This window comes from Hahnella aquatica (SeqCode) (assembly GCF_965194505.1).
GTDB classification, from domain to species: domain Bacteria; phylum Pseudomonadota; class Gammaproteobacteria; order Burkholderiales; family Burkholderiaceae_A; genus Hahnella; species Hahnella aquatica.
Genome location: NZ_OZ239144.1, coordinates 411,584 through 428,474 on the forward strand (window position 1 = coordinate 411,584; position 16,891 = coordinate 428,474).

At 61.6% G+C, this 16,891-nt stretch carries 18 protein-coding genes and 1 tRNA gene; 12 read left to right on the plus strand and 7 right to left on the minus strand.

Annotated features, from left to right (window positions below):
* The first annotated feature begins 1 nt into the window (after position 1).
* Both AC8GDA_RS02030 and AC8GDA_RS02035 read left to right on the plus strand, forming a co-directional pair.
* Complete coding sequence (locus tag AC8GDA_RS02030) at positions 2-868, plus strand: type II secretion system F family protein (RefSeq protein ID WP_506556654.1); 867 nt, start codon at positions 2-4, stop codon at positions 866-868.
* A gap of 287 nt (positions 869-1,155) precedes the next feature.
* Positions 1,156-1,926 carry a TadE/TadG family type IV pilus assembly protein gene (locus AC8GDA_RS02035; protein WP_506556655.1) on the plus strand — a complete coding sequence of 257 codons (771 nt, stop codon included), beginning with the start codon at positions 1,156-1,158 and terminating at the stop codon, positions 1,924-1,926.
* Positions 1,927-2,021: 95 nt separating this feature from the next.
* Here the strand turns inward: AC8GDA_RS02035 and rpmG are convergent, their stop codons facing one another.
* Genes rpmG through radC form a run of 3 tightly spaced genes read right to left on the minus strand, consistent with a single transcriptional unit; the run spans position 2,022 to position 3,110 of the window.
* The gene (gene rpmG, locus AC8GDA_RS02040; protein ID WP_506556656.1) at positions 2,022-2,189 is read right to left on the minus strand and encodes a 50S ribosomal protein L33; all 168 of its coding nucleotides are present in this window, start codon (positions 2,187-2,189) and stop codon (positions 2,022-2,024) included.
* Between the two features lie 12 nt (positions 2,190-2,201).
* Positions 2,202-2,435 carry a 50S ribosomal protein L28 gene (gene rpmB, locus AC8GDA_RS02045; protein WP_506556657.1) on the minus strand — a complete coding sequence of 78 codons (234 nt, stop codon included), beginning with the start codon at positions 2,433-2,435 and terminating at the stop codon, positions 2,202-2,204.
* Positions 2,436-2,495: 60 nt separating this feature from the next.
* Positions 2,496-3,110, minus strand: a complete 615-nt coding sequence (gene radC, locus AC8GDA_RS02050) for a RadC family protein (protein WP_506556658.1) — start codon at positions 3,108-3,110, stop codon at positions 2,496-2,498.
* 96 nt (positions 3,111-3,206) lie between these two features.
* Between radC and AC8GDA_RS02055 the strand changes: the two genes are divergently transcribed.
* The 4 genes from AC8GDA_RS02055 to AC8GDA_RS02070 all read left to right on the plus strand — a co-directional run bounded on the left by AC8GDA_RS02055 (position 3,207) and on the right by AC8GDA_RS02070 (position 5,373).
* The gene (locus tag AC8GDA_RS02055) at positions 3,207-3,683 is read left to right on the plus strand and encodes an FKBP-type peptidyl-prolyl cis-trans isomerase (protein ID WP_506556659.1); all 477 of its coding nucleotides are present in this window, start codon (positions 3,207-3,209) and stop codon (positions 3,681-3,683) included.
* A gap of 2 nt (positions 3,684-3,685) precedes the next feature.
* The gene (ispH, locus tag AC8GDA_RS02060) at positions 3,686-4,624 is read left to right on the plus strand and encodes a 4-hydroxy-3-methylbut-2-enyl diphosphate reductase (RefSeq protein WP_506556660.1); all 939 of its coding nucleotides are present in this window, start codon (positions 3,686-3,688) and stop codon (positions 4,622-4,624) included.
* Between the two features lie 29 nt (positions 4,625-4,653).
* A tRNA-Thr gene (locus AC8GDA_RS02065) sits at positions 4,654-4,729 on the plus strand.
* Positions 4,730-4,842: 113 nt separating this feature from the next.
* A complete protein-coding gene (locus AC8GDA_RS02070) occupies positions 4,843-5,373 on the plus strand; it encodes an SOUL family heme-binding protein (protein ID WP_506556661.1) in 531 nt (176 codons plus the stop codon).
* 99 nt (positions 5,374-5,472) lie between these two features.
* Here the strand turns inward: AC8GDA_RS02070 and aceE are convergent, their stop codons facing one another.
* The gene (aceE, locus tag AC8GDA_RS02075; protein WP_506556662.1) at positions 5,473-8,034 is read right to left on the minus strand and encodes a pyruvate dehydrogenase (acetyl-transferring), homodimeric type; all 2,562 of its coding nucleotides are present in this window, start codon (positions 8,032-8,034) and stop codon (positions 5,473-5,475) included.
* Between the two features lie 101 nt (positions 8,035-8,135).
* Between aceE and AC8GDA_RS02080 the strand changes: the two genes are divergently transcribed.
* Positions 8,136-8,603 carry an Lrp/AsnC family transcriptional regulator gene (locus AC8GDA_RS02080; protein WP_506556663.1) on the plus strand — a complete coding sequence of 156 codons (468 nt, stop codon included), beginning with the start codon at positions 8,136-8,138 and terminating at the stop codon, positions 8,601-8,603.
* A gap of 53 nt (positions 8,604-8,656) precedes the next feature.
* Here the strand turns inward: AC8GDA_RS02080 and AC8GDA_RS02085 are convergent, their stop codons facing one another.
* Entirely contained in the window at positions 8,657-9,709 is a 1,053-nt protein-coding gene (locus AC8GDA_RS02085) for a metal-dependent hydrolase (RefSeq protein WP_506556664.1), read from the minus strand.
* Between the two features lie 109 nt (positions 9,710-9,818).
* Between AC8GDA_RS02085 and AC8GDA_RS02090 the strand changes: the two genes are divergently transcribed.
* Positions 9,819-10,169, plus strand: a complete 351-nt coding sequence (locus tag AC8GDA_RS02090; protein ID WP_506556665.1) for a surface-adhesin E family protein — start codon at positions 9,819-9,821, stop codon at positions 10,167-10,169.
* 51 nt (positions 10,170-10,220) lie between these two features.
* On the opposite strand, the gene AC8GDA_RS02095 is transcribed toward AC8GDA_RS02090, so the two are convergent.
* Complete coding sequence (locus AC8GDA_RS02095) at positions 10,221-11,624, minus strand: multicopper oxidase family protein (RefSeq protein ID WP_506556666.1); 1,404 nt, start codon at positions 11,622-11,624, stop codon at positions 10,221-10,223.
* Between the two features lie 65 nt (positions 11,625-11,689).
* Here AC8GDA_RS02095 and AC8GDA_RS02100 point away from each other — a divergent pair, with 65 nt between their 5' ends.
* The 4 genes from AC8GDA_RS02100 to cysM are packed head-to-tail and all read left to right on the plus strand — an operon-like array spanning position 11,690 to position 16,031.
* Positions 11,690-12,091, plus strand: coding sequence for a Rid family detoxifying hydrolase (locus AC8GDA_RS02100; protein WP_506556667.1), 402 nt, complete (start codon positions 11,690-11,692; stop codon positions 12,089-12,091).
* Positions 12,092-12,098: 7 nt separating this feature from the next.
* Entirely contained in the window at positions 12,099-14,144 is a 2,046-nt protein-coding gene (locus AC8GDA_RS02105; RefSeq protein WP_506556668.1) for an ATP-dependent DNA helicase RecG, read from the plus strand.
* A gap of 13 nt (positions 14,145-14,157) precedes the next feature.
* Positions 14,158-15,126, plus strand: coding sequence for a LysR substrate-binding domain-containing protein (locus tag AC8GDA_RS02110; RefSeq protein ID WP_506556669.1), 969 nt, complete (start codon positions 14,158-14,160; stop codon positions 15,124-15,126).
* Positions 15,127-15,128: 2 nt separating this feature from the next.
* On the plus strand, positions 15,129-16,031 hold the full coding sequence (gene cysM / locus AC8GDA_RS02115) for a cysteine synthase CysM (protein ID WP_506557173.1): 903 nt from the start codon (positions 15,129-15,131) through the stop codon (positions 16,029-16,031).
* On the opposite strand, the gene AC8GDA_RS02120 is transcribed toward cysM, so the two are convergent.
* The gene (locus AC8GDA_RS02120; protein WP_506556670.1) at positions 15,976-16,758 is read right to left on the minus strand and encodes a sulfurtransferase; all 783 of its coding nucleotides are present in this window, start codon (positions 16,756-16,758) and stop codon (positions 15,976-15,978) included. The genes cysM and AC8GDA_RS02120 overlap by 56 nt on opposite strands.
* Between the last annotated feature and the right edge of the window lie 133 nt (positions 16,759-16,891).

Below are 16,891 nucleotides of genomic sequence, written 5' to 3' on the forward strand. Positions count from 1 at the left end.
GATGAGCATTCTTTTGAGTCTGCTGATTGGGCTGTCTGCCTTCTGTTTGATGATGGCCGTGCCGGTCAATGAGGGGAGGGTGCTGTCGAAGATTCGAGCGATACGAGCCTCCTCGGCCAGGGAGTCACTCGTGACGCTGGCCAAGATGCTCTCACCCTGGGTGGCCCGTTGGGCCGTCGACCAGCCTGAGTTGCAGATCCGGTTGCTGGTGGCAGGGTGGAGAAAGCCAGTCGACGAGGCGACCTGGCTCGCTTATCGACTCCTGGTGGGCCTTCTATCCGGGCTGACTTGTGCGGTCCTTGCCATGGCCCCCGGTCTTGAGGTGCTCTGGTGGCTGGTGCCGATTTTTTTTGGGCTAGGCGCCCACTTGCCTCTTCAACGGTTGAAGGTGGCGCTCGCCTCTGAGTACCAGGCGGCCGAGAGAGGCTTTCCCGTCTTTCTGGACGGGCTTGCCCTTGCACTTGAAGGGGGTCAGTCGTTTGCGGCCGCTTTGTCTGTTGCGGCCGAGCGTCTCAGCGTGCGCGGCGGTCGGTCGTGGGGTCGGGTGCTTCAGAAGGTGGCCTCTGACATCCGACAAAACCGCGGCAAGACCGAGGCACTTGGCCTGCTACGAATGGCGCTGCCGATTCCTGCTGCTGAGCAGTTTGTGGCCACGGTGCTCTCTGCTGAGCAGAGTGGACTGAGTCTCGGACGAATCCTGAGGGATCAGTCCTCGCAGGCACGGCGATACTTTCAGCTGAGCATGGAGAGAAGAGCCCAGGAGGCCCCGGTCAAACTTCTTGGCCCGCTGATGATTTGCATCTTTCCGTGCACGTTCATCATTCTTTTTTCGCCACTGGCATTTCGGCTTGTGGAGCAGTTCTCATGACCAGGGTCCAAGGGTCGGGTCGAACCACGTTGACGGAGTGGTTGCGTCTGCGTACGACGCTTGAATTCTCCGATGCTCGGGTATGCAAGGCCACGAGGCCTTGGGATCGATTCTGGGGGCTTCTCCGCTTCCGTCGGTGTACTGCATTGGTGTTCCCGGCCTGCAATTCGATTCACCGTTGGTTGCCCACAGGCCCCTTTGATTTTGCATTCTTTGATTCGGAGGGATGCCTCATCCGTGAGGGGCGTTCCCGGCCTTTGGGTGTGTATCGGGAGTCGACGGCGTCGATGGTCGTGGAGGTTCCGCATCAAAAGCCTTGCCATGCCGCAGCCCGACCCTCGGGGGCTTCCATGGTGGAGGGCCTGCTCGTATTGCCGGTCCTGTTGCTTCTGGCCCTAGGGCTTGTGCAGCTTCTGCTCATTGGACTGGCCTCGCTTGTCATTCAATACGCGGCCTCGGAGGGTGCTCGGCAGGGTGCTGTGGAGGGTGGGCGGGCATCTGCAATCGATCGCGGGATTGCACGGGGTCTCGCGCCGCTCTGGTTTGATTCGAACACGCTGGTTCGCAACGTCACGGGTGCGGGCCTGGCGATTGTCGAGAGCATGCCCCGGTACCTGATTGCGAAGGGGCAAGGGCAGGTGAGTTGGTCGATGATTTCGCCCGTGAGAGATGCCTTTGAGGATTGGTCTGATCCAAAGACGGGTGCCATTCTTCCACCTGCTTGGGTTCAGCCATCCACGCTGCAGCCCCGAAGTGGTTCAGCAGCTGTGGTTGGTGGGCTTCCGGTTGGTCGGCGCTCGGGGCTTCATTACATAGATGCCGCGAGCATCAAGATTCACGTGAGCGTGGGCGTGCCCTTGATCGTTCCTTTGGCAGGTCCTGTCATGGCCAAAACACTGCGCCTGGTTCATGCCTGCGGTGCCGCAGACCTGCGGCGGGAGTGCCTTCTGCTGTCGGGGCGAGGAGGGTTCGGGCGATCCATCCCCATGATTGGAATCCGAGCCACGGGAATTGGCGTGGCCCAGTCGGCACTCCACTCAGAGATGGTGGGCCGCTAGAAAGCAAAACCCCCAGCTTGTGGCCGGGGGTTTTTTTCAAAGCTTCGAGGGTTGTGGTTGAAGCTGAGAACCTGGTGATGCCAGATCAGGCGTGCTTACTTGATCTTGGCTTCCTTGTACATGACATGCGCACGGGCCTTGGGATCGAACTTCTTGATCTCCATTTTCTCGGGCATGGTCTTTTTGTTCTTGGTGGTGGTGTAGAAGTGGCCGGTGCCCGCACTGGACTCCAGCTTGATCTTCTCTCGGCCTGACTTTGCCATGGAACCTGCTCCTTAAATGTCGCCGCGGGCGCGAAGGTCGGCCAGAACGGATTCAATGCCGTTCTTGGTGATGGTCCGCACGGCTGCGTTCGACACGCGCAGGCGAACCCAGCGGTTCTCGCTCTCAACCCAGAACCGGCGGTAGTGCAGGTTGGGCAGGAAGCGCCGTTTGGTCTTGTTGTTGGCGTGGGACACATTGTTCCCCACCATGGGTTTCTTACCGGTAACTTGGCAAACGCGTGCCATGACAATTCCTTTAAGGTGTACTCGCGTAATCCGCTAGTGTAGAAAAAACAAAGCATTGGGTCAACCGGAGATGCTCACCACCTGGTGTCCGGCCACCAGCAGGTGGTCCAGGAGCTGGATGTCGAGCTGGCCGAGCAGGCTGCGCAGCGTGGTGGTCAGGCGGATGTCAGCCAGACTGGCCTGGGCCAGCCCAGAGGGGTGGTTGTGAAAGATGATGAGGCAGGCCGCATTGAACTGAAGGGCTCGGCTGACCACCTCCCGTGGGTAGACGCTGGTCTGGGTGAGGCTGCCTCGAAACAATTCTTCTATTCGAATCAATCGCTTACGAGAGTCTAGAAAGGCAGCCCCAAAGATCTCGTGCGGCCTGGCCGCCAGATGGGCCACAAGCCACGGGGCCAAGTCCATTGGGGTGGAGAGGGGGGCTCCAAGGGCGGGGCTGTCCGCTGCCCGACGGGCGCTCTCGGCTGCGGCACCGATGGCGGCCACTTTTGCAGGCCCGAGTCCTGGAATGGCGAGCAGCTGGGCTGCGGGCGCAGCCAAGACCGCGGGAAGCCCTCCGAGTCTCTCGAGCAGGCGATCAGCGAGGTCCGCGCCACTGGCCTGAGCGCTGCCCGAGCCAATCAGAATTCGGAGCAGCTCTCCGTCCGTGAGGCTCGCGGGGCCACGTTGCAGCAATTTTTCTCTGGGCTGATCGGTGGGGGGTCTGGGGGTGGTCGATGTGCGGCTGGCGGCTGGGTGCATGTGGGTGGGTCCGGTGCGTAAAATCTCACTATGCAAAGCCCGCCGACTTCAAACCATTCGCCAAACGTCCACGTGAAAAGCGATTCTCACGTGACGTTTCACTACCGGCTTTCGGATCCGGATGTCGGTCGGGTCTACTTGAGCACCTTTGAGGCCAGCCCGGCCACGCTGCAGCTCGGTGCGGGTCAGTTTGCACCAGGGCTGGAGCGATGTCTTCTTGCCCTGCAGGAGGGGGAGACGCGGTCTTACGACCTTGGGCCCGATGATGCGTTTGGGCCGCGCAATCCGGACCTCCTTCAGCTGGTGGCACGTCAACTCATCGAGGCCCATGCCGATCCAGCGGACCCACTCGAGCCCGGCGACCTGCTCGAGTTCCCCACCCCGGACGGGGGACGGTTCGCTGGCGTGTTCAAGGGTTGGGAGGGCGATGGCGCCCTCTTCGATTTCAACCACCCGTTGGCGGGTCAGCCGCTGCGGTTCGAAGTTCAAATGATTGGGGTGCTGTGACCATGTCGAATTCGAGCGACGTTGAAATTGTTCTGGCCGAGCCACGCGGCTTTTGTGCGGGTGTGGACCGGGCCATCGAGATTGTGGAGCGGGCACTGTCCAAGTTTGGTGCGCCCATCTACGTGCGGCACGAGATCGTCCACAACGACCACGTGGTGAGCGACCTTCGTGCCAAGGGTGCGATCTTTGTGGAAGACCTTAATGAGGTTCCACTCGGAGCCCGCGTGATCATGAGCGCGCACGGTGTTTCTCGAATGGTTCGAGACCATGCCACTGCCCGGGACCTGGAGGTATTCGATGCCACCTGTCCGCTCGTGACCAAGGTTCATGTCGAGGTTCGCAAGCTGGCGGCAGAGGGCATGGAGGTGGTGATGATTGGCCATGCGGGTCACCCAGAGGTGGAGGGAACCATGGGCCAGCTCGACTCCGGAATTTATCTGGTGGAGGACGAGGAGCAGGCCCGGCAGCTCGAGGTTCGTACGCCGGACCGCCTGGCCTATGTCACGCAGACCACGCTCTCGATGGATGACACCGACTCCGTGGTCCGGGAACTCCAAAAGCGTTTCCCTGAGATTCGGGGCCCCAAGGTCAGCGACATTTGTTATGCCACCCAGAATCGTCAAGACGCCGTAAAGCTGATGTCGGGGCAGGTGGATGTGGTGCTGGTGGTGGGCAGCAAGACCAGCTCGAATACCAATCGGCTCCGAGAGGTTGCAGAGCGGCACGGGGTGCCCGCCTATCTGTTGAATGGCGCAGAGGAGCTCAATCCGGCCTGGTTGGATGGCAAGCAGCGCGTGGGCATCACGGCAGGCGCGTCTGCGCCAGAGGCCTTGGTGCAAGGGCTTGTGACCGCGGTGAAAGCCCTGGGGGCTACGGCGGTGAGACGCCTTCCCGGCGCCGAGGAGACCATTCGTTTTCCGCTGCCAAAGGGCTTGGCCTAACTTCCTCTAAAATGGTGCGCGTGTACTGTGCCGGTGTAGCTCAGATGGTAGAGCAGCGCATTCGTAATGCGAAGGTCGAGGGTTCGATTCCTTTCACCGGCACCATCCATGCCCGAATGGAATCCGCCGTGTCCATCAGGGCACCTCTGACTGGCCCCGCACGATGGGGCGCCATATTTCTCCTGCTCGCGCTGTTTATCTCTCCTTTGGGCGACGCCATGGCCGTTGAAGAACCGAAGTACGAAGTCATCTCGGCAGAAGGGCCATTCGAGCACCGGCGCTACGCGGGCTACCTCATCGCTGAAACGGAGTTGTCCGGGGATTTCGACGTGGCAAGCCGCACTGGCTTTCGGCGCGTGGCGGGCTATATTTTTGGGGACAACCAGGCGCCGTCTGGAGAGAGCCGAAAAATTGCCATGACGGCCCCCGTGACGGTCGAGCCCAAGCGCGATGGCTGGCGGCTGCACTTTGTGATGCCCAGCGAGGAGAGCTTGGAGACCTTGCCCAAACCGAACAATCCAAACGTCAAGATTCGCAGGGTGCCCGAGCACCAGATGGCCTCGGTGAGGTTCAGCGGCTGGACAACCGAGTCTGCCGTTCAGGAGCAGACGGAGAAGCTCAGGGCCTGGATGAAGACCAGCGGCCTTGTTGAGGGCGGTGCTCCTCAGGTGGCCCGCTACAACGACCCTTTCACGCTGCCATGGCGGCGCCGCAATGAAATACTGATTCCCTTGAAACCCGCGCCGTAGGATACTTCGCGACGGTTGTCACCCATCTGTCGAACTTCCTCCGGGGTACGTGTTCGAGGAGCGTTCAGGCATATGAAGCGGGGTCGAAAGGTGGCTGGTTCAGTGGTCTGACCGGAAGGCCTGAACAATCGCATCGGCACCAACCCCAAAGTGGTCCCGAAGCGCAGCCCGCGTGTCGCTGCGACCAAAGCCGTCTGTGGCCAACACGCGCATCGTGCGCTGCGGAGGCAAGAAGGCCCGAATCTGCTCTGGCAGTGCGCGCACCCAGTCGGTCACGGCAACAATTGGCCCTTGGCTACTTGCCAGGAGTTCGGATAGATAAGTGTCCTGACCAGCGCCACGCAGCGCTGCTTCTCGAGCCAGTTCGGTGTAGCTGGTGATGCTGTAGAGGTATACGGTGTGTCCGCTCTCGACCAGCCGATCAAAGGCCTGTAGGGCTTCGGTCATCAGCGCCCCCGAGGCCAGTAATGTGCAGGCTGGACCTTCTCCTCCAGACCTCAGCAGGTACCCGCCCCGCACCACGCCGTCGTGATGTTCGGGGCTAAGGCTTGGCTGAGCGTAATTGGCATTGGTCATGGTGATGTAGTAGAAGACGTCCTGCTGGTCGACGAGCATCTCTTGCAGGCCTTGCTGAATCAGCACGGCCAACTCTCCCGCGAAGGCTGGGTCGTAAGACTTGCAATTGGGGACGGTTCCGGCCCACAGCAGGCTTGTGCCGTCCTGGTGCTGGAGGCCTTCGCCGGCAAGCGTCGTGCGGCCAGATGTGGCACCGAGCAGGAATCCCCGGGGGTTTTGGTCCGCAGCCGCCCAAATCAGGTCACCGATGCGCTGAAACCCGAACATCGAGTAGAAGATGTAGAAAGGCACCATCGGCAATCCATGAACAGCATAGCTTGTGGCTGCTGCAGTCCAGCTCGAAATGGCGCCCGCCTCACTGATTCCCTCCTCGAGAATTTGGCCATCTTTGGCCTCTCGGTAACTGAGCACAGATCCAATGTCCTCTGGGGCGTACCGCTGGCCTACGCTGGAGTAGATGCCAACCTGTTTGAATAGATTTGCCATCCCAAAGGTGCGTGCCTCGTCGGCCACGATGGGCACAACCCGGGGGCCCAGATGAGGGTCTTTTAGCAGCGCAGCCAGTTGCCGCACGAAGGCCATGGTGGTGCTCATCTCTTTGCCGCTGGCATGGACTGCAAAACTTGCATGGGTTTCCAGGGACGGAATCTGAACCTTCGGTGCATTGGTCTTGCGCATGGGAAGGCTGCCCCCCAGTGCCGCTCTTCTCGCCAGCAGATACTGAATGTCGAGGCTCTTTGCGTCGGGCTTCAGGAAATGAAGGCCAAGCACCTGGTCATCTGTCAGCGGGAGTCGGAAACGATCACGAAAGGCCAGGAGGTCTTCATCCTCGAGCTTCTTGTTGCTGTGCGTGGTCATGCGGCCCTGGCCGGCCTGCCCCATGCCGTAGCCCTTTTTGGTGTGCGCGAGGATGACGGTGGGCTGACCGCTTTCGGTCATGGCCGCGGCGTAGGCTGCATGAATCTTCACCAGGTCGTGACCGCCACGCTTTAAGCCATCAATCTGCTCGTCGGTCATGCCTTGGACCAAGGCGGACAAGGCTGGGTGCTGGCCAAAGAAAGTCTCGCGGTTGAAGCGCCCATCCTTGGCTGCGAAGGTCTGCATCTGGCCATCGACGGTCTGCGCGAGGGCTTGCCCCAGCGCCCCGCTGGTGTCTCTTGCGAATAGACCGTCCCAATCACTGCCCCACAGCAGCTTGATCACCCGCCAGCCGGCGCCATTGAACAATGTTTCCAGCTCATCGATGATGCGGCCGTTGCCACGCACGGGTCCGTCGAGTCGTTGAAGGTTGCAGTTGACGACCCAGGTGAGGTTGTCCAAGCCTTCACGGGCCGCCAGGGTGAGGGCACTCATGCTCTCGGGCTCATCCATTTCGCCGTCACCAAAGATGCCCCAAACACGCCGGCCGGAGCAGTCCTGGAGCCCGCGGTGGCTCAGATAGCGCATGAACCGCGCCTGGTAGATGGACTGCACAGGCCCCAGCCCCATGGAGGCAGTGGGAAACTGCCAGAAGTCCGGCATGAGTCTTGGGTGGGGGTAGCTGCAAAGCCCTCGTGTACCCGGGGGGGCATCTCCAATGGCCACAGCCTTTTGAGCGGCCAACTCCCGGCGATAAAAGCCAAGGTCATGCTCAGAAAGACGCCCCTCGAGAAAGGCGCGCGCGTAAATGCCCGGGGCACTGTGCGCCTGCATGAACACCAGATCGCCGTGGCGGCCACCGCGCCAGAAGTGGTTAAAGCCCACCTCGAACAGATCGGCGGCGCTGGCGTAGCTGGCAATGTGCCCGCCCAGTTCACCGCTGATGCGGTTGGCCCGAACAACCATGGCCAGGGCATTCCACCGCATCAGTGATGCCAGTCGCTCTTCGACATCGAGATCGCCCGGAAAGGCTGGCTGGTCTTGCACTCGAATGGTGTTGGTGTAGGGGGTCACGGCTGGCGGCCGCCATTCGAGGTGGCCGGCCTGGGCCAATTGATGCAACTCATTGAGCAGAAAGCGCGCGCGGTCAGGGCCAGACTCTGAGACCACAGCCAGGAACGCATCCCTCCACTCCTGGGTTTCTTGGAGATCGATATCGCTGTTCATGCCAAGACGATAACGTTGCTTCGGAAGGATTTGATGCTCTATATGATCAGTAATGCCGATATAATTCAGCAGATAATGCTTCTTAAAATAAAGAATCCAGCATGAAATTCGATCTTATCGACTTGCGCATTCTCTCCGCACTCCAGGAGAACGGGGCTCAGTCCAATGTGGCGTTGGCCCAGAAGGTCAATCTGTCGCCATCGCCATGCCTCGCGCGGGTGAAGCAACTGCACGCGCGAGGGGTCATCCAGAAGACCGTGAGTCTTCTAGACGCTCACGCAGTTGGTCTGCACCTCAATGTGTTCATTAATGTGAGTCTCAAGGCACAGAGTCGAGAGGCCCTGGGGGACTTCGAGAGACGCATTCAGTCACACGATGAAGTGATGGAGTGTTACCTCATGACCGGCGATTCCGACTATTTGATTCGGGTGGTGGTGCCCGACATGCCGGCACTTGAGAAATTCATACTTGAAGAGCTCACACCCATTGCCAGCGTGGAGAAGATTCGCTCAAGCTTTGCCCTGAAGCAGGTGAAGTACAAGACAGCCCTACCGCTTCAGTGGGCCTAAACCCAGGGGATGATCATCCCCGGGGGGGGTGTGCCTAGACAGCACCCCTCCCATTATTTTGGATCCGTGAGGGTGGCCGTGGTTCTTCCCAATAGGCGTTCCCAGAGCCAGGGGAGTCCCTCACGAATGGGCAGTCGGGTGCCGGTCACACGCGTCACATCGATGGCGAGGTCACCGTCCTCGGAGAGCGTGCCCAGCCGAAACTGAAAGATGTAATTCGGCTCTTGGCCCATTCGGAGGTCTTTGATGAGCAGTGCATCTCCATCCATCTCGAGATCAAAGAAGCCATCACTGAAGCGAGCCAGTCGCGCAACGGGCACCTCTCGCATATAGGAGCGATGCAGAACCGCATCGCGCGGGAAGGCCTGCCAGCGAATGGTGTCTGTCTTGTCGAGCAAGGAATGCCAGCCCTCGTAACGCTGGTTGTCCGTCACGGCCACCAGTCGCCACAGCACGGTGTTGAAGGGGGCTGCGGTCACCAAGAGCCTCGCATTGGGCTCGGGCAGTTGTGATCGTGCCTGATGGACAACCCATTGCTGCGCAACCACCGACCACATCAGGTACAGGCTGCTCAGCCCAAGGCCGATCAGCAACCGTCGGGTGCCGCCGGCATCCTCCCGAACCAGTCCCAAAACCACCCCGAGCAGCAGCGGCAGCGTGTAGAGCGGGTCGATGATGAAAATGCTGCCCAGGCCAACCGCCTCTGTGTAGAAGGGCAGCCATAGTTGGGTGCCATAGACGGTGAGGCCATCGAGCACGGCGTGGGTGAAGAGAATGAGCGCGGTGGCGAGGAGCCATTGCGGATAGCCCGCGTGTCGGACGGGCTTGATGGACTGCCAGCCGGTGCGGCGGCCTCCCATCCAGGCCGGCCGCGCCGCGATGAGCACAAGCAGGGGAGCGGCCAGGGCCTGAAAGAAGAAGGCATGGGTCTGAGCCCGATGCTCGGTCATGTTGCGAATGGGATCGCCAAAGTCGAGCACGACATCGAGGTCTGGCAGGGTGCCGACGGCAGCCCCCCAAAGGGCGGCCTTCCAGGCCGGCGTTTTGTTGCGCAGCACGGCCATGCCAACGGCAGCACCCAATGTGGCCTGTGTGAGGGAATCCATCGAACAACTCTACCTATCGCGGAGCCGCGATGGCGAATGGCCTGCCACGGGCGCTACACTCCAGCATGTCGCCGGCACAGTGCCGGCCGTTGAGCGGTCGGAGGGCCCCATGCTGTTCAAAGTGCATGAAGATGACGAGATGACCGAGTATCTGGATTTTGAGTCGATTCAGGAGGTGGGCGTGGGGGTGCTCGTGGTCGAAGAGCTTCAGGACTTTCAAACGCCCCGGGCCACGAGCAGTGGCCTGTCTTTTCAGTCGATGAGGGTTCGCGCGGAGTACGACCCTCAGCGATTCATGCGCAGAACCCTGTGTAAGTTCGCTTGTGCGGACGCCATGGGCGGCGGTGATGTCGTGCTCGAAGACCACAAGCAAACAGACTGGGTTGCGGTTCCCCGAGACTCCACCCAGCACGACAAAATGAAAGCACTCGACAAGGCCCAGAAGCTCGGCTTTTGGTGAATTGTGTCGGCCAGCTCCGGCAGTCGGCCCGTGTTTTCTTGTTTTTCCCTGTCAGGCCTTGACCTCAAAGACGCCCATCAGCCCGGAGTTCTGATGCTCGAGCACGTGGCAGTGAATCATCCAACGGCCGGGCTCATCGCCCCGAAGGGCGATCGAAGTCTTCTCTCCGGGCCGCAGCAGCAAGGTGTCGCGCAGTGGCCCTCGCAATGCCCTGGCCTGCTCGTCAATCTGCTGGAAGACGACCCCATGAAAGTGCATGGGGTGTAGCCAGGCGGTCTGGTTGTCCAGGTTGATGCGGATGGTCTCTCCGCGCTCGATGACAAAGAGGGACTCATGATGGCCATGCCCGTGTTGGTGGTCATGCTCTTTCACGCTCTGCCCGTTGAGGCGCCAGATGGCATCGGGCCTGGCCACGGGGCTTCTCGCACCGCCTTCAATCGGCATGCTCACCGTGCGCATGGAGCGGCCGAGGACTGGAGGTGCCACTGGGTTGGCTGCAAGGGCCTGCGGGGCCCCTCGTGGCTTTGCGGGTGCCGAGGTGCCGGCCACCTGGATGCTGGCCAGCTTGTAGGCCTGTCGGCCATAGAAGTGGTCTTCAACTCGAAGCCCCCCCTTGGCAGGAATGTCGAGGATGAGGTCGGCCCGCTGACCTGGGGCGAGCACCAGGTCTTCCTCCAGCAGGCTCACAGGCGTTGGATGCCCATCGATGGCCACCAGCCAAGGCCTTGCCCCTTTAAAGCGCAGCCCAAAGATGCGGGCATTGCTTGCTGCGATGAGGCGAAGCCGGATGCGCTGTGGCGATGGAAAGAGAAAGTCGCTCTCGATGCTGCCGTTGATGAGCGTCACATTTCCGATGCGGCCCGCATGGGCTGCATCGTGTCGGCTTTGAAAGTCCTTGGTGATCTGGCCGGCGGCATCCACACGTAAATCTGAGAGCACCCAGGTGAGGTCCTGGTCGACATCGATGGGCTGGGCCTCTTCCACCACGAGTGCGCCAACCAGGCCGCGCCCCAATTGTTCGCTGCTGTTGTAGTGAGGGTGGTACCAGAATGTGCCCGCGTCGGGACATCGGAATGCGTACTGGAAGTCTGAGCCCGACTCGACAGCAGGCTGTGTGAGGCCGGGCACGCCATCCATGGCGTTGGGCAGGCGTATGCCGTGCCAATGAATGGTGCTGGGCTCTGGAAGTCGGTTTGCAAAGGCCACCCGCAGCTCGGTGCCTTGTTGGACTCGGATCTCTGGGCCAGGCAGTTGGCCGTTGAAGGCCCAGACCGCCGTGGGCCCCACCGAGGCAGGGCCAATCTGCAATTGCGTGGGCCGGGCTGATAGGCCAATGGCTGTCACCGCGCTCGACGGCGTGCCGGAGGTGCCTTGCTGCGCCCGCAGTGGGTCCGAGGGCAGCAGGCAGGACACTGCCGCAGCACCACCAAGTTGAAGAAGGGATCGTCTTTTCATGGGGCAGGCCATTGGAGGGGGTCCCGTTATGATGAAGGCCTCTTTCATTTTTGAACATCAAAACCATGTCAACTCGCGAGATTGTCTCCACGGCGGGCGCGCCTTCGGCCATTGGCACGTATTCTCAGGCGGTTCGGATGGGCCAGACGGTCTGGCTCTCTGGGCAGATTCCGCTGGATCCACAGACCATGACCTTGGTGGGCGACAACACACCCGAGGGTGTTGCCCAACAGATTCACCAGGCCTTTCGCAACCTGGCGGCAGTGGCTGAGGCCGCGGGCGGCTCCCTTCAGCATGCCGTCAAGGTGAATCTCTACCTCACCGACTTGTCGCACTTTGCCAAGGTCAACGAGATCATGGCCACCTATTTCACGCCACCGTATCCCGCACGTGCGGCGGTCGGGGTGGCAAGTCTGCCCCGGGGTGCTGCCTTCGAGGCTGAGGCGGTGCTGGTCCTGCCAGACTAATCAGCCCATGGCCACGAGCCGAGCCCCTTGGCCGGAAGGCCTTCGCAAGCTGGGGCTCATGCGCCCCATCGACCTGCTGCTCCACCTGCCGCTTCGCTACGAGGACGAGTCTCAGGTGTGGCCGCTGGCCCAGGTGGCCGCAGGGCAGTCGGTGCAGGTGCAGGTGCGAGTGGTGCTCGCCAAGGTGGTCTTCAAACCACGCAGAACATTGATGGTGAGTGTGGAGGACGACACGGCGGAGGCCAGCCTTCGTTTCATCTACTTCAATCAAAGCATGCTGCAGTCCTTCACGCCGGGGCGAGAGATTCGTGTGCTGGGGGAGGCACGCCGATCGTTGGCGGGATTGGAATTCATTCACCCCAAGGTGCGGTCGGGCTGGCTCTCGGCGGAGGCGCTCGAGTCGCAGCCCCTGCTGCCGGTCTACCCGACCACCCAAGGGCTCGCCCAGGCGGTGATCCGTCGCCATGTGGCCCGAGCGCTGCAGACCGACTTGCCCGAGGAATGGCTCTCGCCGCAGACACTGCGGGAGCTGGGGCTCACGCCTTTGCCCCAAGCCATCGAGCGGCTGCACCGACTTCCTGCGGGCGATGCACAGAGAACCACCCGCGAGGCCATTCTGAGGGCCGAGGGCGGGGAGTGGGATCGACTGAGGCTCGATGAACTCCTGGCCCAGCAGGTGGCGCTCCAGCATGCTCGCAGTCGTCGTGCCACGAAGCAGGCCCCTGCACTGATCGATCGAGCAGGACTTGTCGATCAGCTCATGGCTCGACTGCCCTTTGCGCTCACGGCAGCCCAGTTGTCGGCCTGGCGGGGTGTTCAGGCCGACCTCGTGCAGTCACGGCCAGCCCATCGCCTCATTCAGGGGGATGTGGGCAGCGGCAAGACCGTGGTGGCCGCCTTGGCTGCAGCCCAGGCGGTGGGTGCAGACCATCAGGTGGCTGTCATGGCCCCCACTGAAATTCTGGCTGCGCAGTTGTTCTCGAAGATGCATGAATGGTTTGAGCCCCTGGGTGTGGCGGTGGTCTTTCTCAAGGGCGGCCTGCCGGCGGCTGATCGGCGTGGTCGACTCTCGGCCATTGCCTCGGGAGCAGCCCAGGTGGTGGTGGGCACCCACGCCCTGATTCAGAAGGATGTGGTCTTTCATCGCCTGGGGCTCTCGATCGTGGATGAGCAGCATCGCTTCGGAGTGGCCCAACGGCTGGCCCTGCGGGACGGCAGCCCCCATGTGCTGGGCATGACGGCCACGCCCATCCCCAGGAGCCTCGCCATGACCTTTCTGGCGGACCTCGACGTGTCGGTCATTGATGCCCGGCCGCCGGGCCGGCAGCCGATCCGCACACGGCTTTTGTCCCAGTCGCGTCGAGAGGAATTGGTGGAGCGGCTGCTGAGCTTCATTGAGACCGAGGGTCAGGCCTACTGGGTCTGTCCCATCATTGATGAGCAGACCGATGCAGAGCGTGCCCTGGTCGCACTCACGCAGACGGAGGCCTGGCTGCGGCCCCTGCTCGGTGATCGACTCGCGGTGGTGCATGGCCGACTGCCGCCGGCCGAGAAGGCCGCCGAGATGGCCCGGTTCGCATCGGGCGAGGCCGCAGTCTTGCTGGCCACCACGGTGATCGAGGTTGGTGTGGATGTTCCGCAGGCTCGTCTGATGGTGATCGACCATGCCGAGCGATTTGGCCTGGCACAGCTGCACCAATTGCGTGGCCGTGTGGGCCGAGGCCAGGGCCAGAGCACCTGCATTCTGCTCTTTGAGGAGCCACTCTCGGACTTGGCCCGCGCCAGGCTGCGGGCCCTCTACGAGACCGATGATGGCTTTGAGTTGGCCAATCGAGACCTGGCCCTGCGAGGTCCAGGCGAACTGTTGGGCGTGCGACAATCAGGCGAACCCAGCCTTCGGCTGAGCGACCTGACCAGAGACCAGCGGCTGGTGGAATTTTCGGTCGACTGGGGCCGGTCTTATCGGGCCCAGGGGGCCTCCAACCCCACCGCGATTGCAGGCCTGCTCGACCGGTGGGCCTACCGTGCGGAGCACTATCTAACCAGTTTGTAATGAAGGTGTTGGCATGACCTTAACGGAACTTCGATACATCGTGGCAGTGGCGCGGGAGCGTCACTTTGGGCGGGCGGCTGAGGCCTGTTTTGTCAGTCAGCCCACCTTGTCGGTCAGCGTGAAGAAGCTCGAGGGTGAACTGGGCGCACAGATCTTTGAACGAGGTGGTTCCGAGGTGAGCCTCACGCCCATTGGCGAACGGCTGGTCGCACAGGCCCAGCGGGTGCTCGATGAGGTGTCCATGCTGGGGCAGCTCGCAGCCCAGGGCCGTGATCCCCTCATGGGCCCGCTCAAGGTTGGCGTGATCTACACCATTGGGCCTTACCTGCTGCCCAGAATCATCAAGCAGCTCATCCGCAAGCATCCAGAGATGCCCCTCATCCTCTCGGAGAACTACACACTGAAGCTCCTGGAGCAGTTGCGAACGGGCGAGGTGGATGTGGCCATTCTGGCGGAGCCATTTGATGCCAGTGGTTTGGACATCCTGCCGCTCTACGATGAGGAATTCCTGGTCGCCGTGCCCAAGGGCCATGGCTGGGAGGCGCGGGGCAAGGTGCCACCCGATGAACTCAAGGCCGAGACCATGCTGCTCCTGGGTGTGGGCCATTGCTTTCGAGACCAGGTCTTGGAGGTCTGCCCCGAGGCTGCAAGGCTCTCGCAGAGTTCAGCCGGCATTCAGAAGACCTTCGAAGGAAGCTCCTTGGAGACCATTCGTCACATGGTGGCGTCCGGGCTCGGCATCACCGTACTGCCGAAGATGGCCGTGCTCTCGGCCCCGGCCGACCCTTTGCTCACCATGCTGCCCTTTGCGGACCCCATCCCCACGCGACGCGTCTCCTTGGTCTGGCGCAAGAGCTTTGCGCGACTCGCAGCCGTGGAGTGCCTGCGTGACATCGTCATGTCGGTGGATCTTCCTGGCTGCACCAAGCTTGCCCAGCCCTCGAAGGCATCCGGTGCTGCACGCAGCAGGCGGGCTGCATGACCATGTCGATACAGACCATGGCCTCGGTGATTGGCCAGACCCCATTGGTCAGTCTTGCCCGTATTGCGGGCCCGGAACAGGCCGCCCGGGGCAATCTCATTCTGGGCAAGTTAGAGGGCAACAATCCCGCGGGCTCGGTGAAGGATCGGCCGGCCATGTCCATGATCATGAGGGCCGAGGCGCGCGGCGAAATTTCACCGGGCGACACCCTGATCGAGGCCACCAGCGGCAACACCGGCATTGCCCTGGCCATGGCCGCGGCCATCCGAGGCTACCGCATGGTGCTCATCATGCCGGACAACCTCTCCTTGGAGCGGCGGCAGTCCATGAAGGCCTATGGGGCCGAGCTCATTCTGGTCACCCAGAAGCAGGGCATGGAGGGCGCACGTGACCTGGCGCTTGAGATGGAGGCGCAGGGGCAGGGCAAGGTGCTCAATCAGTTTGCCAACGACGACAACTGGCTCGCCCACTACGAGACCACGGGCCCGGAAATTTGGCGCGACACGGCCGGACGCGTGACCCACTTTGTCTCCGCCATGGGCACCACCGGCACGATCACGGGCGTCTCCCGATACCTGAAGGAGCGCAACGCCGGCATTCAGATCATCGGTGCCCAGCCGGCAGACGGCTCATCGATTCCCGGCATTCGCAAGTGGGCGCCGGCCTATGTGCCGCCCATTCGTGAGAAGGCTTTCATCGACCAGATTGAAGAGGTCACCCAGGCCGATGCCGAGGACATGGCCCGACGACTGGCAACCGTTGAAGGTCTTTTCTGTGGCCCCTCGGCGGCAGGTGCCGCCCTCATTGCACTGCGGGTGGCGGCTCAGATGGAGAACGCCACCGTGGTCTTCATTGTGTGTGACCGGGGCGATCGATACCTGTCGATGGGGATTTTTCCAGGCTAGGCTTCAGGCTTGGGCTGAGGGCCACACGCGAATCGAAGACGAAGCAGTCGCCCACCCAGTGGCGACCGTCGGTCTCCTCGAAATACTTCAGAATGCCGCCGTCCAATTGATAGACATGGGCAAGCCCCATCGACTGCATGAAGAGCGCTGCCTTCTCGCAACGGATGCCACCGGTGCAGTAGCTCACCACCGTGGCACCCTTGAGGCCGTCTTGGTGCGCACAGACCGCCGCGGGGAATTCCGTGAACTTCTCCAGCCGCCAGTCGATGGCCCCCTCGAAGCGACCGTGGTCGACCTCGAATCCATTGCGGGTGTCGAGCATGAGAACGGGGCGTCCATCGTCATCGTGGCCCTGGTCGAGCCAGCGGGCCAAGGTCTTCGCGGAGATGGCCGGCGCCCGACCACCCCAGGGGGCAATGGTGGGGTGGTTCATTCGAATGATCTCTGCCTTCACCTTGACCTTGAAACGCTTGAACGGCTGGTCATCTGACCAGCTGGCCTTGGCCTCAAGGCCCTCAAAGCCAGGGAGTCCACGAAGCAGGTTTAGAAATGCTTGGGCCGCCGCTTCGGGCCCGGCCCAAAAGCCGTTGAGCCCTTCGGGGCTCAGAAGAATCGTGCCGCGAATGCCAAGTTGATCGCCCTGCACCTTGAGCGCATCCAGGTGGGTGGCAGGCTCTTCGATGGGGTGGAACTGGTACGCCGCGAGATTAAGAATGGGTGCCTGCATGTCAGCCTAGGGTTACAACCATTAGGGTTAACACAAATGTTCACCCCGCCACTTCCATTTTACGGTCTTGCCTAGTGGGGGATGGCTGATCAATCTTGATCAGCTTGTGGTTGCGGCGGGGAGAAGATTCTTC

What these genes read in the sequence shown, in the direction of transcription:
- AC8GDA_RS02030 (WP_506556654.1), top strand. Translation starts at nt 2, where the DNA reads ATGAGCATTCTTTTGAGTCTGCTGATTGGGCTGTCTGCCTTCTGTTTG.
- aceE (WP_506556662.1), bottom strand. Translation starts at nt 8,034, where the DNA reads ATGAACAGCGATATCGATCTCCAAGAAACCCAGGAGTGGAGGGATGCG.
- AC8GDA_RS02070 (WP_506556661.1), top strand. Translation starts at nt 4,843, where the DNA reads ATGGCCGTTGAAGAACCGAAGTACGAAGTCATCTCGGCAGAAGGGCCA.
- AC8GDA_RS02120 (WP_506556670.1), bottom strand. Translation starts at nt 16,758, where the DNA reads ATGCAGGCACCCATTCTTAATCTCGCGGCGTACCAGTTCCACCCCATC.
- AC8GDA_RS02085 (WP_506556664.1), bottom strand. Translation starts at nt 9,709, where the DNA reads ATGGATTCCCTCACACAGGCCACATTGGGTGCTGCCGTTGGCATGGCC.
- AC8GDA_RS02100 (WP_506556667.1), top strand. Translation starts at nt 11,690, where the DNA reads ATGTCAACTCGCGAGATTGTCTCCACGGCGGGCGCGCCTTCGGCCATT.
- AC8GDA_RS02110 (WP_506556669.1), top strand. Translation starts at nt 14,158, where the DNA reads ATGACCTTAACGGAACTTCGATACATCGTGGCAGTGGCGCGGGAGCGT.
- rpmG (WP_506556656.1), bottom strand. Translation starts at nt 2,189, where the DNA reads ATGGCAAAGTCAGGCCGAGAGAAGATCAAGCTGGAGTCCAGTGCGGGC.
- ispH (WP_506556660.1), top strand. Translation starts at nt 3,686, where the DNA reads ATGTCGAATTCGAGCGACGTTGAAATTGTTCTGGCCGAGCCACGCGGC.
- cysM (WP_506557173.1), top strand. Translation starts at nt 15,129, where the DNA reads ATGTCGATACAGACCATGGCCTCGGTGATTGGCCAGACCCCATTGGTC.
- rpmB (WP_506556657.1), bottom strand. Translation starts at nt 2,435, where the DNA reads ATGGCACGCGTTTGCCAAGTTACCGGTAAGAAACCCATGGTGGGGAAC.
- AC8GDA_RS02105 (WP_506556668.1), top strand. Translation starts at nt 12,099, where the DNA reads ATGGCCACGAGCCGAGCCCCTTGGCCGGAAGGCCTTCGCAAGCTGGGG.
- AC8GDA_RS02080 (WP_506556663.1), top strand. Translation starts at nt 8,136, where the DNA reads ATGAAATTCGATCTTATCGACTTGCGCATTCTCTCCGCACTCCAGGAG.
- AC8GDA_RS02095 (WP_506556666.1), bottom strand. Translation starts at nt 11,624, where the DNA reads ATGAAAAGACGATCCCTTCTTCAACTTGGTGGTGCTGCGGCAGTGTCC.
- AC8GDA_RS02055 (WP_506556659.1), top strand. Translation starts at nt 3,207, where the DNA reads ATGCAAAGCCCGCCGACTTCAAACCATTCGCCAAACGTCCACGTGAAA.
- AC8GDA_RS02035 (WP_506556655.1), top strand. Translation starts at nt 1,156, where the DNA reads ATGGTCGTGGAGGTTCCGCATCAAAAGCCTTGCCATGCCGCAGCCCGA.
- AC8GDA_RS02090 (WP_506556665.1), top strand. Translation starts at nt 9,819, where the DNA reads ATGCTGTTCAAAGTGCATGAAGATGACGAGATGACCGAGTATCTGGAT.